Raw genomic sequence first — 15,026 nt, 5'->3', positions numbered from 1 at the left:
GGAGAGCGTGGATGAAGATTGCCCGGCGGCACCTCGTCACCGGCGCTGCGGCGGCTTGGGCCTTGGCTGGCACCGCTGCGGGATGGCCGCGACTTGTCACCCAGGCCTTCGCCAAAGGCCGCGAGCACATCACCATTAATCCCGAGCTATACGGCGAAACGGTCCCGTTCTCCGCGGATCGGCTCCGTGAGCTCGCGCAGGCACTGTCCAAGCAGGACTACAAGGACCGCAGCAGCGAGGTCCCCGCGTCCCTGCGCGACATGGACTATCCGACCTTCCAGCAGATCCGCCCCTGGCAGAAGTGGCCGCAGCCGCTCGGGCCGGACAAGCTCTTCTCGTTCGACGCGCTGATCACCGGCTCGGTCTTCAACCAGCCGGTCGACATCTGGATCGTCGACGGCGACACCGCGCAGAAGGTGGTCTACGACTTCGACAGCTTCTGGGTCGGAGAGCTCGCCGAGGGGAAGCTGCCGAAGGAAAATGTCCCCTTCTCGGGCTTCCGCCTCCACACCGACCTGTCCGGCAACGACTCCATCTCCGAGTTCGCCGTCTTCCAGGGTGCGAGCTATTACCGCGCGGTGGGGCGCGGCGAAACGTACGGGCTCTCGGCCCGCGGCCTCGCCATCGACACCGGCGTGCCGACCGGCGAGGAGTTCCCGGTCTTCCGCACGTTCTGGATCGAAAAAACAAAAGACGGCGATAGCGGAGTCGTCGTACATGCCCTCTTGGATTCTCCATCAACCACAGGCATATATCGGTTCATACTGTCGCCCGGTAACGCCACCTTCGTGGACGTAGAGCTGACGCTCTTCCCGCGCAGGACCATCAAGACGATCGGCTTCGCGCCGTTCTCCTCGATGTTCCTGTTTTCGGGAGTGAATCGCTCGGAATTCAACGACTACCGCGACGCAGTGCATGATTCGGACGGCCTGTCGATCTTCACCGGCGGCGGAGAGTGGCTGTGGCGACCCATCAATAATCCGGGTCGCCTCCAAATCTCCGCTTTCGTGGATGAAAATCCTCGCGGGTTCGGCCTTGTACAACGTAAACGTGAGTTTGCAGACTACGAGGACGCGGAAGCTCGGTACGAGCTCCGGACGTCCGCGTGGGTCGAGCCCCGAGGTGATTGGGGCAAGGGATCGGTTGTGCTGTTCGAGATCCCCACAACCAAAGAGTGGAACGACAACATCGTTGCCTACTGGCAGCCGGCCAATCCGCTGGAAGCCGGGCAACCCTTTGAAATTGCGTACAGAATTCATTGGGAGGACGTCCCCCAGGTCGCATCTCCCGGCCCGCAGGTCATAAACACAAGGATAGGGCGGAACCTTTCGGACGATCGATACCTTTTTGTCGTGGACTACCTCATGCGCGGGACGTCGATGCAGAACCTCGAGATCCGAACGAGTGCCTCGATCGGAACTGTATCCAATCTCGTGAAGTATCCAGTGCCTGTGAGGGACGTCCTTAGAATCACTTTCGAGTTGGATCCCAAGGACGCCGATCTCGTCGAGATCCGGCTAGCACTCGAACCGGAAGATGGACCTCCAGGCGAGCGATGGCTTTACCGATGGACACGCTAGGACCGATACAGCGACTGAACTCGACGCCGGCGGAAGCTCCGCTGGCGATGCCGGAACAATCCTTCCAGAGGCGCGGCTTCCCCGCGCATCACGCCACGCGTCCCAGTCTGCGCACCATCGCAGCCCGCGCGACGCTGGTGATCGTGACCCTGTCGCTCGCCGTCTTCGGTGTCAGCGAGATGTACGCCGTCGCCAAGGTCGGCGGCATGGCCGCCCTCGAGTGGGTGCTCCTCATCGCCTTCACGGCCGCCTTCGGCTGGATCGCCTTCAGTGCCGCCAACGCGCTCGCCGGCGTCTTCTCGCCGCGCGGCCGGAATGAGGACATCGACGCTCCCGGCGGCCTGACAGCCATCGTCATGCCCGTCTACAACGAGGACCCGCGCGACACCTTCTCGGCCATCGCCGCGATGGTGAACGACCTGCCCAAGCAGCTGCGCACCTCGTTCGAGGTCTTCGTCATTTCCGACACGACGAACCCGGAGACGTGGATCGCCGAGGAGCGCGCACTCGCCATCCTGCGCGCCAAGTGCGGTCCCACGCGCGTCTGGTACCGTCGCCGTCGCGACAACGCGCACCGCAAGGCCGGCAACGTGGCCGACTTCGTGCGCCGCTGGGGCGGCCGCTACGAGCACATGGTCATGCTCGACGCGGACAGCCTCATGACCGGCATGTGCCTCGCCAAGCTGCGCGCGGCGATGATCGCCGATCCCAGGGCCGGCATCATCCAGACCTGCCCGTCGCTGATCGGCGGCGCGACGCCGTTCGCACGCGCCCAGCAGTTCGCCAACACCGTCACCGGCCCGGTCGTCTCGCACGGCATCGCCGCATGGCAGGGCGAGGACGGCAACTACTGGGGCCACAACGCGATCATCCGCATGACCGCCTTCGCGAGCGCGGCCGGTCTGCCGAGCCTCCCCGGCAAGCCGCCGTTCGGCGGCTCGATCCTCAGCCACGACTTCGTCGAGGCCGCGTTGATCCGCCGCGCCGGCTGGACCGTCACCATGCGGGCCGACATCACCGGCTCCTACGAGGGCGCGCCGACCGACCTCTTCGGCGTCATCAAGCGCGACCGCCGCTGGGCGCAGGGCAACCTGCAGCACGCCCGGCTGATCGGCGCCGCCGGTCTCGCCTTCTGCTCGCGCCTGCACTTCGCGATCGGCATCCTCGCCTACGTGATGAGCCCGGTGTGGCTCTTCCTGCTGCTGACCGGTGTGGCCCTCTCGGTCCAGGCCACGCTGATCAGGCCGGAGTACTTCCCGTCGAACTTCGCGCTGTTCCCCACCTGGCCGGCGTTCGACGCCGACCGGATGGTCACCCTCTTCATCATCTCGCTGGTGGTGCTGCTGCTGCCGAAGATGATCGCGATGGTGAACGCGCTGTTCGACCGTGACCTTCGCCGCGGCTGCGGCGGGCCCGTCGGCGTCGTCGGCTCCACCTTCCTGGAGCTGCTGATCTCGACGCTGATCGCGCCGATCATGATGATCGCGCAGACCGGCATCGTCATGTCGATCCTGCTGGGCCGCGCCGTCGGCTGGCTGCCGCAGGCGCGCAAGGGAGCAAGCGTGAGCTGGCTCGCGGCCACCCACTTCCACCTCGTCCACATGGCGTGCGGGCTGGTGCTGGGTGCGATCGCGCTGATCCACTCCCCCACCCTCGCGGCGTGGATGTCGCCGACGCTGTTCGCGCTGATCCTCGCGGTGCCGATCTCGAAGGGCTGCGGCTCGTTCTGGCTCGGCCGCAAGCTGCGGCGGGCGCACATGATGCTGACGCCGCAGGAGAGCCGTCCGCCCGAGGTGCTGCGCATGGCCCGCCGCGAGGCCCACGCCTTCCCGGCGAGCCTGCCGCGCGACGCGCTCATCACGCTCGCCGAGGATCCGATGCTGTGCGACGCCCACCTCGGTTCGCTGGAGCCGGAACTGCGCGGCCGCGGCAGCTTCGACCCCACGCGCGCCCTCGCCGCCGCGAAGCTCGGCGAAGCGCAGAGCCTCGAGGAGCTGGCGAGCTGGCTCGCCCCGTCGGAGCGCATGCTGGTGCTCTCTGACACGAACCTCCTCGACCGCGCGCTTCAGCTTGCCAAGGCCCGGGCCATCAACGCCAAGGCCGCCTGACGGCAGCGCAGTCGCGACGGTCCATCGGTCCAAGACAAAAGGGCGGCACCCCGGGGTGCCGCCCTTTTCATTTGCCTGCTGCACTGTTCGTCTGCCCGGTGCCCGATGATTGGGCACCGATGCCTTCCCCCGTGCCGGACCGGCCGGGTCAGATCGAGGCGTGCGTCTCGTTGTCGTTGGGATGGGGGGCCGCAGGGCGGTAGCCGGAGAAGCGCGCCCGCGCCGCGTCGACCCGGTGCTGGTTGCGCACCGCCCACGCGCCCAGCGCCTCCAGCGGCGACAGCAGGTCCATGCCGAGATCGGTGAGCTCGTAGTCGACGCGCGGCGGAATCGACGGCGTGACCGTGCGCTGCACGAACCCGTCCCGCTCGAGGTCACGCAGCGTCGAGGTCAGCATCTTCTGGCTGATATCCTCGATCTCCCGCTTCAGGTCGGAGAAGCGGCGTGGCCCGTCGGCAAGGCGGGTGACGATCAGGACCGTCCATTTCCCGCCGATTCTGGACAGCAGCTCCTTCACTGGCCGGCAGCAGGTGCCTCTGAACTCGAACTCCGGTTCCTTCGGTGCGCCCATGGTTACCTCAAAGTGCCGTCTTGTCGGGATCGTCCTAACATATAAGTCGTGAGGCGGTCACTTTACGATACCGGGGTTACCGATGAAAACCGTTACCGTCCTCGTAGGCAGCGAGCGCAAGGGGTCGATCAACCTCGCACTCGCCCGCGCGATCGAGAAGCTGGCCGCCGGCCGGATGAAATTCAAGTTCATCCCCCTCGGCGACCTGCCGATGTACAACGACGACCTGTGGGCCACCCCGCCCGCCTCGGTCGTCGCCTTCAAGGAAGTGATCGCCCAGTCCGAAGCGATCCTCTTCGTCACGCCGGAGTACAACCGCACCATTCCGCCGCTGCTGGCCAACGCCATCTCGTGGGCGTCCAAGCCGTACGGCAAGAATGTCTGGGTCGGTAAGCCCGTCGCGATCACCGGTACCACCCCGGGCGCACTCGGCACAGCCGTCGCGCAGTCGCACCTCCGCTACGTCGCCACGGTGCTCGACATGATCGTCCTCGGCCAGCCCGAGGTCTACTTCCAGATGAAGCCTGGCCTTATCGACGAGAACGCCGACGTCACCGACGAGACGACCAAGGCTTTCCTGCAGGCGTTCGTCGACAAGTTCGACGCGTTCCTCGACCGCGTCGCCCTCCCGGTCGCCGAGACCGCCTGACACCCTGCGAAACCGGTCCGGCGGCGGCGCACGAAATTCGTGACGAAACCCGTCGCCGAGACCAGCCTCGATAAGGCATGGTTTGTGCGTTGCAGTGAAGTGTGAAAGACACAGACTGCGTTCACGACCGAAGAGACCCATGTCGATCAAGGCCGCAATTTACCACCTGACGCACTACAAGTACGATCGCCCGGTGACGCTTGGGCCCCAGATCGTGCGTCTGCGTCCGGCACCGCATTCGCGCACGCGCGTGATCTCGCATTCCTTGAAGATCTCGCCGGCGAACCACTTCATCAATCACCAGCAGGACCCGTACGGGAACTGGATGGCCCGGCTCGTCTTCCCGGAGCCGGTGCGCGAATTCAAGATCGAGGTCGACGTCGTCGCCGACATGTCGGTCTACAACCCGTTCGACTTCTTCGTCGAAGAGAGCGCGGAGAACTATCCCTTCGCCTACAGTCCGGACATCGCGGACGACCTGTCCATCTACCTGCAGACCGATCCGGCCGGGCCGAGGCTCAGGGCATTCCTCGACAGCGTCGACCGGCGGCCCCGCCGCATTGTCGACTTCCTGGTGGAGATGAACCAGAAGGTCGCGAACGCCGTCGGCTACATCATCCGGATGGAGCCCGGCGTGCAGACGCCGGAGGAGACGTTCACCACCGGCAAGGGCTCCTGCCGCGACTCCTCGTGGCTGCTGGTCCAGGCACTGCGGCACCTCGGCATCGCCGCGCGCTTCTGCTCCGGCTACCTCATCCAGCTCAAGCCCGACATCAAGGCTCTCGACGGGCCGGCCGGCACGGACGTCGACTTCACCGACCTCCACGCCTGGTGCGAGGCCTATATCCCCGGCGCGGGCTGGGTCGGCCTCGATCCGACGTCCGGGCTGCTGACGGGCGAGAGCCACATCCCGCTGGCAGCGACGCCGCACTACAAGAACGCCGCGCCGATCACCGGCATGGCGACCTTCGCCGAGGTCGAATTCTCGTTCGACATGAAGGTCTACCGCGTCGCCGAGCACCCGCGGATCACCAAGCCGTTCAACGACGAGTCGTGGGCCGCCCTCAACACCCTCGGCAAGAAGGTCGACGAGGCGCTGAACGCCGGCGACGTCCGCCTCACGATGGGCGGAGAGCCGACGTTCGTGTCCATCGACGACTACGAGTCGGACGAGTGGAACTCCGCCGCCGTCGGGCCGCAGAAGCGCGAACGGGCGGACGACCTCATCCGCCGCCTGCGCGAAAAGTTCGCGCCGAACGGATTCCTCCACTACGGCCAGGGCAAGTGGTACCCCGGCGAGACGCTGCCGCGCTGGACCTTCTCGCTCTACTGGCGCCGTGACGGCGTGCCGCTGTGGGATGACCCGAACCTCATCGCCCGCGAGGGCGCCCAGACCGGTGTCCAGTCGAAGGACGCCGAGGCACTGCTGGGCAACATCGCCGACACTCTCGGCATCGACGGGGACTTCGTCGTCCCCGCCTTCGAGGACCCGGCCGAGTGGATCCTGCGGGAGGCGAACCTTCCCGACAACGTCACCCCGGAGAACTCCGAACTGGAGGACGCCGAGGCGCGGGCCCGCATCGCCAAGGTGTTCGACCGCGGCCTCACGTCGCCGGCCGGCTACATCCTTCCGGTGCAGCGCTGGCAGAGCCGATCCCTGGCGGGGCGGTGGATGTCGGAGCGCTGGCGCACTCGGCGCGGGCGCCTCTTCCTCGTGCCGGGCGATTCCTCGATCGGCTACCGCCTGCCGCTGAACGCCCTGCCCCACCTGACGCCGGCGCAGTACCCCTATATCAACGTCGCCGACCCGACGATCCCGCTGGACACGCTGCCGGACTACCGCGACCCCGACGCCGTCGCCGCCGGCGCGGAGGGCCAGCAGGTAGCCCGCTTCACCGCGGCCTCCCCGGCGCAGACCCTCATCGGCCAGCACCTCGGCCCGGAGATCGACGGCTACGTCCGCACCGCGCTGGCGGTCGAGCCGCGCGACGGGCGACTTTGCGTCTTCATCCCGCCGACGGAGCGCGTGGAGGACTACCTCGAGCTCCTCGCCGCGGTCGAGGCCGCCGCGAAGCGCCTCGGCACCCCGGTGCACATCGAGGGATACGCGCCGCCGACCGACTCGCGCCTCAACGTGATCCGCGTCGCACCGGACCCCGGCGTCATCGAGGTCAACATCCAGCCTGCCCACTCCTGGGACGACTGCGTTGCGATCACCGAGGGCGTCTACGACGCGGCCCGCCACGCGCGCCTCGGCGCCGACAAGTTCATGGTCGACGGGCGCCACACCGGCACCGGGGGCGGCAACCACGTCGTCGTCGGCGGGTCGACGACGATGGACTCGCCGTTCCTGCGCCGGCCGGACCTCATCCGCAGCCTCGTCCTGCACTGGCAGCGCCATCCGTCGCTCAGCTACCTGTTCTCGGGCCTCTTCATCGGCCCGACGAGCCAGGCGCCGCGCGTCGACGAAAACCGCGCCGACCATCTCTACGAGCTGGAGATCGCGCTGGCGCAGATGCCGTCCCCGCACGAAGGCAACCCCCCGCCGCTGCCCTGGCTGACGGACCGGCTGCTGCGCAACATCCTGGTGGACGTCACCGGCAACACCCACCGCTCCGAGATCTGCATCGACAAGCTCTACTCGCCGGACGGCCCCACCGGGCGCCTCGGCCTCATCGAGTTCCGCGGCTTCGAGATGCCGCCCGACGCGCGCATGAGCCTCGCCCAGCAGGTGCTGCTGCGCGCCCTGATCGCGCGGATGTGGCAGAACCCGGTCTCCGGCCGCCTCACCCGCTGGGGCACGACGCTGCACGACCGCTTCATGCTGCCCCACTATATCTGGGAGGACTTCCTCGAGGTCCTCGCGGACCTGCGCGAGCATGGTTTCGAGCTACGTCCGGAGTGGTACGAGGCGCAGGCCGAGTTCCGCTTCCCCTTCTGCGGCGAGGTCGAGATCGACAACGCCCACCTCGAGGTGCGTCAGGCGCTGGAGCCCTGGCATGTCCTCGGCGAGGTCGGCGCGATCGGCGGGACGGTGCGCTACACCGACTCCTCGTCCGAGCGCGTGCAGGTGAAGCTCTCCACCACCGATCCGGACCGCTACACCGTCGCCTGCAACCAGCGGCGGGTGCCGATGACGCCGACCGGCAGCAACGGCGTCTCGGTCGCCGGCGTGCGCTACAAGGCATGGCAGCCGCCGATGGCGCTGCACCCGGTGCTCCCGGTCAACGCGCCGCTGACGTTCGACATCTTCGACAACTGGACCGGCCGGGCCGTCGGCGGCTGCGTCTACCACGTGGCGCATCCGGGCGGGCGCGCGCACGAGACGTTCCCCGTCAACGGCTACGAGGCGGAATCGCGTCGCCTTGCACGGTTCGAGGCGCGCGGACATACTCCCGGCATCTACGCACCGCCCCCCGAGGTCCCGCATCCGGAGTTTCCCCTGACGCTCGATCTGCGACGCACATACGGCTACTAGCCGATGGCTGTGCCCGACGACGCACCGGATGATGACGACGCCGTCGGACGCCTCCTGTCCGGTTACCGGACGCACAAGGACGTGCCGGACGAGCTGCTGGAGGCCGACGGGTCGATCCGTCCGGTGTGGAAGAGCTTCATCGAGGCCGTCGCGCGGATGGACGCGGACGAGCTGCGCGCCCGGCAGGCGCGCGGCGACCAGTACCTGCGCGACGCCGGCGTCTACTACCGCCAGTACGGTGCCACGGAGGCGGCCGAGCGGGACTGGCCGCTCTCCCACGTCCCGGTCCTGATCGACGAGGACGAGTGGGCCGAGATCGGCGAGGGCCTCGTCCAGCGCGCCGAGCTGCTGGAGCGGATCATAGCCGACGTCTACGGTCCGAACCGGCTCGTGGAGCGCGGCCAGCTTCCGCCGGCGCTGCTCGCCCAGAACCCGGAGTGGCTCCGCCCGCTGGTCGGTGTCACCCCGCGCGGCGGGCACTTCCTGCACTTCCTCGCGTTCGACATCGGGCGCGGGCCGCAGGGCCAGTGGTGGGTGCTGGGCGACCGCGCGCAGGCCCCATCCGGCGCGGGCTTCGCGCTGGAGAACCGCATCGCGACGACGCGGATCTACGCCGACCACTTCGCGCGGGCGAACGTGCACCGCCTCGCCGGATTCTTCCGCGCCTTCCGCGACGCGCTGATCAACCTGCGCGACTCGGAGCTGTCGCGCGTCGGCATCCTGACGCCGGGCCCGCTCAACGACACCTATTTCGAGCACGCCTATATCGCCCGCTACCTCGGCTTCATGCTGCTGGAGGGCGACGACCTGACCGTGGTGCACGGGCGCCTGATGGTGCGCACCGTCGCCGGGCTTCAGCCGGTGAGCGTGCTGTGGCGGCGGCTCGATTCGGTCTGGGCCGATCCGCTGGAACTGGAGGAGACGTCGGCCATCGGCACGCCCGGCATGCTGGGCGCGGTGCGCACCGGCGGCGTGACGCTCGTCAACGCGCTCGGCTCCGGCGTCCTGGAGACGCGCGCTCTGCTCGCCTTCATGCCGCGCCTCGCCGAGACGCTGCTGGGGGAGCCGCTGCGCCTTCCCAACATCGCCACCTGGTGGTGCGGGCAGGACGAGGAGCGGGACTACGTCAAGGCGAACGCCCACCGGATGACCATCGGCAACGCCTTCGCGACGCGGCTCCTCTTCGACCTCGACGACGTCTCGGTCCCGCCGGCGACGGACCCGGCGGCGCGTCTCGCTCTCGGCCAGTGGATCGAGCGCCACGCCGAGCAGCTCGTGGCGCAGGAGACCGTGACGCTCTCCACCACGCCGGCCCTCGACGACGGCCGCCTCGTGCCCCGGCCGATGAGCCTGCGCGTATTCCTGGCGCGCACCCGCGACGGGTGGTCGATCATGCCCGGCGGTTTCGCCCGGATCGGCCCGGCATCCGACGCGGTCACGCTGACGATGCAGAACGGCGGCTCGGCGGCGGACGTGTGGGTCGTCAGCAAGAGCGACGTCGCCACGGAATCGATGCTGGCGTCACCGACGGGTCCCTACCTGCGCCAACAGCAGTCGATGCTGCCGAGCCGCGCGGCGGACAGCCTCTACTGGCTCGGCCGCTACGTCGAGCGGGCGGAGTACCGGGTGCGGCTCCTGCGCGCGCACCATGTGCGCGTATCAGAGTCGATCTCGGAGGACATGCCGCTGCTTCGCCGGTCGGCCGAGTACCTCACCTGGCTCGGCAGCGACCCGAGCCAGCCGATCCCCGACGGGGTCCGCTCGACGCTGGAGTCGGCCGCACGCGCGGCGTCCAACGTGCGGGACCGCTTCTCGGTCGACGGCTGGACCGCGCTCGACGAGCTGTCGAAGACGGTTCAGAAGCTCGCCGACCGGCCCGGCTTCGGCGACGACACCGCGCGGGCGCTCAGCCTCATACTGCGCAACCTCTCCGGCTTCACCGGCCTCGTCTACGACAACATGTACCGGTTCAGCGGCTGGCGCTTCATGTCGATCGGGCGCTCGCTGGAGCGCGCGCTGTCGCTCACCGGCCTCCTGTCGCAATTTGCCGACGAGGACGCGCCGGACGGGGCGCTGGACCTCGCGGTCGAGGTGGCGGACAGCGAGATGAGCCACCGCCGCCGCTACGCCGTCTCCACCAACCGCGCGACGGTGGTCGACCTCCTCGCGCTCGACCCTCTCAACCCCCGGTCGATCATCTACCAGCTGAACGAGATCTGGTCGCACCTCGGCTATCTGCCCGGCGGCGAGACGACGCGGCAGCTTTCCCCGCTGCAGCGCGCCGCGCTACAAACACGCACCAACGTGGCGGTCCAGACTCCCGAAGGCCTCGACCAGACGGCCCTCAGCGAGCTGGAGGGGGACATTGCCACGATGTCCGATCTCGTCGGGGAGACCTACTTCAGGTAGCGATGCAGTACGACGTCTCCCTCAGCGTGGCCTACCGCTTCGACAACGCCGCCAGCGCGAGCCGCAACATCGTGCGCCTCATGCCGGCCGACCTCGTCGGCGAGCAGCGTCTCGTCGCCGGCACGCTGAGCGTCACGCCGACGCCGACCGAGTGGGTGAACCGCACCGACTACTTCCGCAACTCCACGGTGGAGGTCGCCTTCCACGAGGCACACCGGGACATCACCTTCTCCGTCACCTCGCGCGTCAACCGCTACGAACGCAGCCGCCGGCTCGACATGTCCCCGCCCGTCGGCAAGCTCGTGCACGACATCAACGCCTATCGCCGCCTGGACGCGGCGTCGCCGCACCACTTCGTGGGCCCGTCGCGCCGGGTGCCGATCGCCGCCGAGACGACGGAATACGGCCAGGACATCGCCGGCGACGCGGGAAGCGTCCTCGAGGCGGTCGAGGCGATCGGCCAGGCGATCCACCGCGACTGGCAGTACAAGCCGGGAGCGACGACCGTCGAGACGCCGACCCTCGAGGCGTTCGCCGCCCGCCGCGGCGTCTGCCAGGACTTCTCGCACATCATGATCGCCGCCCTGCGCGGGCTCGGCATCCCCGCAGGCTACGTGTCGGGCTGCCTCAGGACCGATCCGCCGCCGGGCCAGCCGCGCCTTGCCGGCGCCGACGCGATGCACGCCTGGGTCAGCGCCTGGTGCGGCCCGGAGCTCGGCTGGGTCGACTACGACCCGACCAACGCGGTGCTCGCCGGCACCGACCACATCGTCGTCGGCCGCGGGCGGGACTATTCCGACGTCGCCCCCGTCCGCGGCGTGATGCGCACGTCCGGCCACCACTGGAGCCGCCACTCGGTCGACGTGGTCCCGGTCGCCGGCTGACGCGCGACCACTTGCCCCCCGTGGAACTTAACCGGGGGGTGATTGAATTGACTCCCCGAACGCGATCGCGACCCGAGACCCGCACCGGCGAGGCGCACCTGCCCGCACGATGCGGCCCCCGGCATGTGGGCGGGCACGGCCCGTGACGGGCGATCGCGCAGAGGCCGGCTTCGGCCGGCGTCAGTGAAAGGAGCATTCCAATGCCGAGCATTCAGAACGCGCGCATCGCGATCCTCGCCACCGACGGGTTCGAGAAGTCCGAGCTCTTCGAGCCCCGCCGTCAGCTCAGCGAGGCCGGCGCCAGGGTCACGGTCGTCTCGATCAAGGACGGCGAGATCAGGAGCTGGGACGAGAAGGACTGGGGCGAGAGCGTCAAGGTCGACGCCAGGATCGACCAGGTGAACCCGTCCGACTTCGACGCGCTGGTGCTGCCCGGCGGGCAGATCAACCCGGACGTCCTGCGCACCGACGCCAACGCGGTCGACTTCGTCCGCGCCTTCTACAACACCGGCAAGACGCTGGCCGCGATCTGCCACGGCCCGTGGATGCTGATCGAGGCGGGTGTCATCAAGGGGCGGGACGTGACGTCCTACCACTCGATCCGGACCGACGTGATCAACGCCGGCGGCAACTGGCACGACAAGCCCGTGGTGTGCGACGAGGCGCTGATCACCTCGCGCAATCCGGGCGACCTCGACGCGTTCTGCGCCAAGATCGTCGAGGAGGTGCAGGAGGGCCGCCACGAGCGCGTCGCCGCCTGACGCAACGGACGGCGGGCCCTCCCCGCCCGACGTGAAACGAAAACGCCCGCCGGGGATCCGGCGGGCGTTCTTGTATTCGCTGCGCCACCCGCGGGGCGGGCGGCGGGACACGAGCGAGAGGCTCAGCTCACCAGCTTGGCGTCGAGGGTGATGTCGGCCTTCAGCACCTTGCTGAGCGGGCAGACTTCCTTGGCGACGTTCGCCACCTCGAGGAAGCGCTCCTCGGTGATCCCCGGCACTTCGGCAACGAGGGTCAGCTTGACCGACGGGATCTCGAAGCCCTCGGGCACATGGACGAGCTCGACGACGGCGCTCGTCTCGGCCTTCGTCACGGGGAAGCCCGCTTCCTGGAGCGCGTAGCTGACCGCCATCGTGAAGCAGCCGGCGTGCGCGGCGCCGAGGAGCTCCTCGGGGTTAGTGCCGGTCTGGTCGCCCTCGAACCGCGTCTTGTAGGAATAGGGCACCTCGGAGAGGGCCTTGGACTCGGTCGTAACCGTGCCTGCGCCCTCGGTCAGCGTGCCCTGCCAAACGGCGGATGCCTTGCGTAGCATGATATGGTCTTCCTTCGTGTTCGTCGGTCAGGCCGACACGGCATCGAGGAACGGATAATCCGTGTAACCGTGCTCCTGTCCCCCGTAGAACGTATCTCTGTCCTGCTCGTTCAAGGGGGCGTTTATTTCAAGACGCTTCGGAAGGTCCGGATTTGCAATAAAATCACGACCGAATGCGACGGCGTCGACCGCCCCGGAGGCGACGGCCTTGATGGCCATGTCGCGGTCGTAACCGTTGTTTGCGACGTACGAGCCCTTGAAAAGCTTACGCAATTCGGCGACTTCGGCGCGCCCGGCGGCCTCCGTGGTGCGGATCTGGCCCTCCACCATGTGGAGGTAGGCGAGTCCGAACGGGTTGAGCGCCTCGATCGCGCCGGAGAAGGTCGTCATCGGGTCGGAATCGGAGATGCCGTTGCCGTTCGAGAACGGGGCGAACCGCACGCCGACGCGGTCGGCATCGATGTTGGCGACGATCGACTCCAGCACCTCCCGCAGGAAGCGCAGGCGGTTCTGGAGCGGGCCGCCGTAGGCGTCCTCGCGGGTGTTGGAACCGTCGCGGATGAACTGGTCGACGAGGTAGCCGTTGGCGGCATGCAGCTCGACGCCGTCGAACCCTGCGGCCAGCGCGTTCTTCGCGGCGCGGCCATAGTCCTCGACGACGTGGCCGATCTCGTCGGTCTTCAGCTCACGCGGATCGGAGACGTCGGAGAAGCCACCCTCGATGTAGGTCTTCGCTTCGGCGCGGATGGCGGAAGGGGCGACCGGCGCCTGGCTGTCCGGCTGCAGCGAGATGTGGCTCACGCGGCCGACGTGCCAGAGCTGGGCGACGATGCGCCCGCCGGCCTCGTGGACGGCGTCCGTCACGAGGCGCCAGCCGGCGACCTGCTCGTCGGAGTAGATGCCGGGCGTGTCGATGTAGCCCTTGCCCTCCGGCGAGATCTGCGTCCCTTCCGAGATGATGAGGCCGGCTGACGCGCGCTGGGCATAGTAGCGGGCGTTCATCTGCGTCGGCACGTCGCCCGGCCGCTTGGCCCTGTTGCGCGTGAGCGGAGCCATGAGCACACGGTTCGGCAGCGACAGCGCCCCGAGCTTGACGGGTGTGAAGAGCTTCTCGGTCATTGATCGTAGCTTTCAAGTTCCGGACTGCGTGCAATATATGCTACAGCACGGAATTGACGAGAGGCCCGTTTCGTTATGGCCCCGCCGCCTGCCTCAGGCAACGTGCGGATTTCGCGATCGCACGGTGAGGCTGTCCGGGTCAGGGCGGACCGTCAGCGGGAGCTGGTGTCGAACGCGTCCGGGTTGGCCTGCCGCAGCATCTCGATCCGCTTCAGCGTGCCGCTGAGGTGCTCGCGCATGGCGACGGCCGCCGCCTCCGGATCGCTGGCGCGCACGGCCTCGGCGATGGCGATGTGGCCGTCGACGATCTCTCGCATCTTCTCCTTGCGCGGCATGTCCAGCCGGCGGGCGCGGTCGAGGTGGCCGGAGCGCGAGCGGATCATGTTGTGGAGGCCGATGTAGCCGATGCCGCCGAACAGCGCGCGGTGGAAGCTCTCGTCGAGGTCATAGAACATCGCAACCTGCTCGGTGTTCTCAATCAGGGTCTCCTGCATGGCGATGAGGGCGTCGAGCTCGCTCAGCGTCTCGGGCGTGTGGGACTGGGCGAGGTGGCGGACCACCTCGGTCTCCACCGCGCGGCGCAGGAAGTGCGACTCGGTGAGCGCGTCGGGGTCGATGCGGGTGACGACGGTGCGCGACTGCGGGAAGGTCTCGACGAGGCCGTCCTGCTCCAGCCGCTGCAGCGCCTCGCGCACCGGGGTCTGGCTGACGCCGTATTCCTTGGCGAGCGTCGCCCGGGAGAGCACGGTGTCGGGCGCGATCTCGACCGTGATGATCCTCAGTCTCAAATTCTCGTAAATGCGGCCCGCGGCGGTGCCGTGAGGGCCGGCCGCGATCGCGCGCACAGCGCCGAAACGTTGCTCGAGTACCGTCACTTTCGACCACCCTTCTTCAGGCGCCACCGGCAGCCCTTCGC

General features: G+C 68.2%; 11 protein-coding genes. 7 read left to right on the top strand and 4 right to left on the bottom strand.

Annotated elements, in window-relative coordinates:
- Nucleotides 1-11 precede the first annotated feature (11 nt).
- A complete protein-coding gene (locus DLJ53_RS06610; RefSeq protein ID WP_111343319.1) occupies nt 12-1,580 on the top strand; it encodes an OpgD/OpgG family glucan biosynthesis protein in 1,569 nt (522 codons plus the stop codon).
- Complete coding sequence (gene mdoH / locus DLJ53_RS06605; protein ID WP_111343318.1) at nt 1,556-3,688, top strand: glucans biosynthesis glucosyltransferase MdoH; 2,133 nt, start codon at nt 1,556-1,558, stop codon at nt 3,686-3,688. Before DLJ53_RS06610 ends, mdoH begins: the two co-directional genes overlap by 25 nt.
- Nucleotides 3,689-3,836: 148 nt before the next feature.
- On the opposite strand, the gene DLJ53_RS06600 is transcribed toward mdoH, so the two are convergent.
- Nucleotides 3,837-4,259: a winged helix-turn-helix transcriptional regulator gene (locus DLJ53_RS06600; RefSeq protein ID WP_111343316.1), complete on the bottom strand. Its 423-nt coding sequence runs from the start codon at nt 4,257-4,259 to the stop codon at nt 3,837-3,839.
- Between the two features lie 82 nt (nt 4,260-4,341).
- Here DLJ53_RS06600 and DLJ53_RS06595 point away from each other — a divergent pair, with 82 nt between their 5' ends.
- The 5 genes from DLJ53_RS06595 to DLJ53_RS06575 all read left to right on the top strand — a co-directional run bounded on the left by DLJ53_RS06595 (nt 4,342) and on the right by DLJ53_RS06575 (nt 12,440).
- On the top strand, nt 4,342-4,908 hold the full coding sequence (locus DLJ53_RS06595) for an NADPH-dependent FMN reductase (protein ID WP_111343314.1): 567 nt from the start codon (nt 4,342-4,344) through the stop codon (nt 4,906-4,908).
- A 139-nt stretch (nt 4,909-5,047) separates the two neighbouring features.
- The gene (locus DLJ53_RS06590) at nt 5,048-8,386 is read left to right on the top strand and encodes a transglutaminase family protein (RefSeq protein ID WP_111343313.1); all 3,339 of its coding nucleotides are present in this window, start codon (nt 5,048-5,050) and stop codon (nt 8,384-8,386) included.
- A gap of 3 nt (nt 8,387-8,389) precedes the next feature.
- Nucleotides 8,390-10,795: a circularly permuted type 2 ATP-grasp protein gene (locus DLJ53_RS06585; RefSeq protein ID WP_111343311.1), complete on the top strand. Its 2,406-nt coding sequence runs from the start codon at nt 8,390-8,392 to the stop codon at nt 10,793-10,795.
- 2 nt (nt 10,796-10,797) lie between these two features.
- Nucleotides 10,798-11,679, top strand: a complete 882-nt coding sequence (locus tag DLJ53_RS06580) for a transglutaminase family protein (RefSeq protein WP_111343310.1) — start codon at nt 10,798-10,800, stop codon at nt 11,677-11,679.
- A gap of 200 nt (nt 11,680-11,879) precedes the next feature.
- A complete protein-coding gene (locus DLJ53_RS06575; RefSeq protein WP_111343308.1) occupies nt 11,880-12,440 on the top strand; it encodes a type 1 glutamine amidotransferase domain-containing protein in 561 nt (186 codons plus the stop codon).
- A gap of 122 nt (nt 12,441-12,562) precedes the next feature.
- Here the strand turns inward: DLJ53_RS06575 and DLJ53_RS06570 are convergent, their stop codons facing one another.
- From DLJ53_RS06570 to DLJ53_RS06560, 3 genes are all read right to left on the bottom strand, one after another.
- Nucleotides 12,563-12,991: an OsmC family protein gene (locus tag DLJ53_RS06570; RefSeq protein ID WP_111343306.1), complete on the bottom strand. Its 429-nt coding sequence runs from the start codon at nt 12,989-12,991 to the stop codon at nt 12,563-12,565.
- A gap of 27 nt (nt 12,992-13,018) precedes the next feature.
- Nucleotides 13,019-14,110 carry an alkene reductase gene (locus tag DLJ53_RS06565; protein WP_111343304.1) on the bottom strand — a complete coding sequence of 364 codons (1,092 nt, stop codon included), beginning with the start codon at nt 14,108-14,110 and terminating at the stop codon, nt 13,019-13,021.
- Between the two features lie 152 nt (nt 14,111-14,262).
- Nucleotides 14,263-14,955 carry a GntR family transcriptional regulator gene (locus tag DLJ53_RS06560; protein ID WP_280525500.1) on the bottom strand — a complete coding sequence of 231 codons (693 nt, stop codon included), beginning with the start codon at nt 14,953-14,955 and terminating at the stop codon, nt 14,263-14,265.
- Between the last annotated feature and the right edge of the window lie 71 nt (nt 14,956-15,026).

The organism is Acuticoccus sediminis, assembly GCF_003258595.1.
Taxonomy (GTDB): domain Bacteria; phylum Pseudomonadota; class Alphaproteobacteria; order Rhizobiales; family Amorphaceae; genus Acuticoccus; species Acuticoccus sediminis.
The sequence above is the reverse complement of the archived record's forward strand: the minus strand, read 5'-3'. Positions and strand labels throughout refer to the sequence as shown.

Bases quoted from the DNA above. Each gene is read 5' to 3' on its own strand.
- DLJ53_RS06610 (WP_111343319.1), top strand. From the start codon at position 12: ATGAAGATTGCCCGGCGGCACCTCGTCACCGGCGCTGCGGCGGCTTGG.
- mdoH (WP_111343318.1), top strand. From the start codon at position 1,556: ATGGCTTTACCGATGGACACGCTAGGACCGATACAGCGACTGAACTCG.
- DLJ53_RS06600 (WP_111343316.1), bottom strand. From the start codon at position 4,259: ATGGGCGCACCGAAGGAACCGGAGTTCGAGTTCAGAGGCACCTGCTGC.
- DLJ53_RS06595 (WP_111343314.1), top strand. From the start codon at position 4,342: ATGAAAACCGTTACCGTCCTCGTAGGCAGCGAGCGCAAGGGGTCGATC.
- DLJ53_RS06590 (WP_111343313.1), top strand. From the start codon at position 5,048: ATGTCGATCAAGGCCGCAATTTACCACCTGACGCACTACAAGTACGAT.
- DLJ53_RS06585 (WP_111343311.1), top strand. From the start codon at position 8,390: ATGGCTGTGCCCGACGACGCACCGGATGATGACGACGCCGTCGGACGC.
- DLJ53_RS06580 (WP_111343310.1), top strand. From the start codon at position 10,798: ATGCAGTACGACGTCTCCCTCAGCGTGGCCTACCGCTTCGACAACGCC.
- DLJ53_RS06575 (WP_111343308.1), top strand. From the start codon at position 11,880: ATGCCGAGCATTCAGAACGCGCGCATCGCGATCCTCGCCACCGACGGG.
- DLJ53_RS06570 (WP_111343306.1), bottom strand. From the start codon at position 12,991: ATGCTACGCAAGGCATCCGCCGTTTGGCAGGGCACGCTGACCGAGGGC.
- DLJ53_RS06565 (WP_111343304.1), bottom strand. From the start codon at position 14,110: ATGACCGAGAAGCTCTTCACACCCGTCAAGCTCGGGGCGCTGTCGCTG.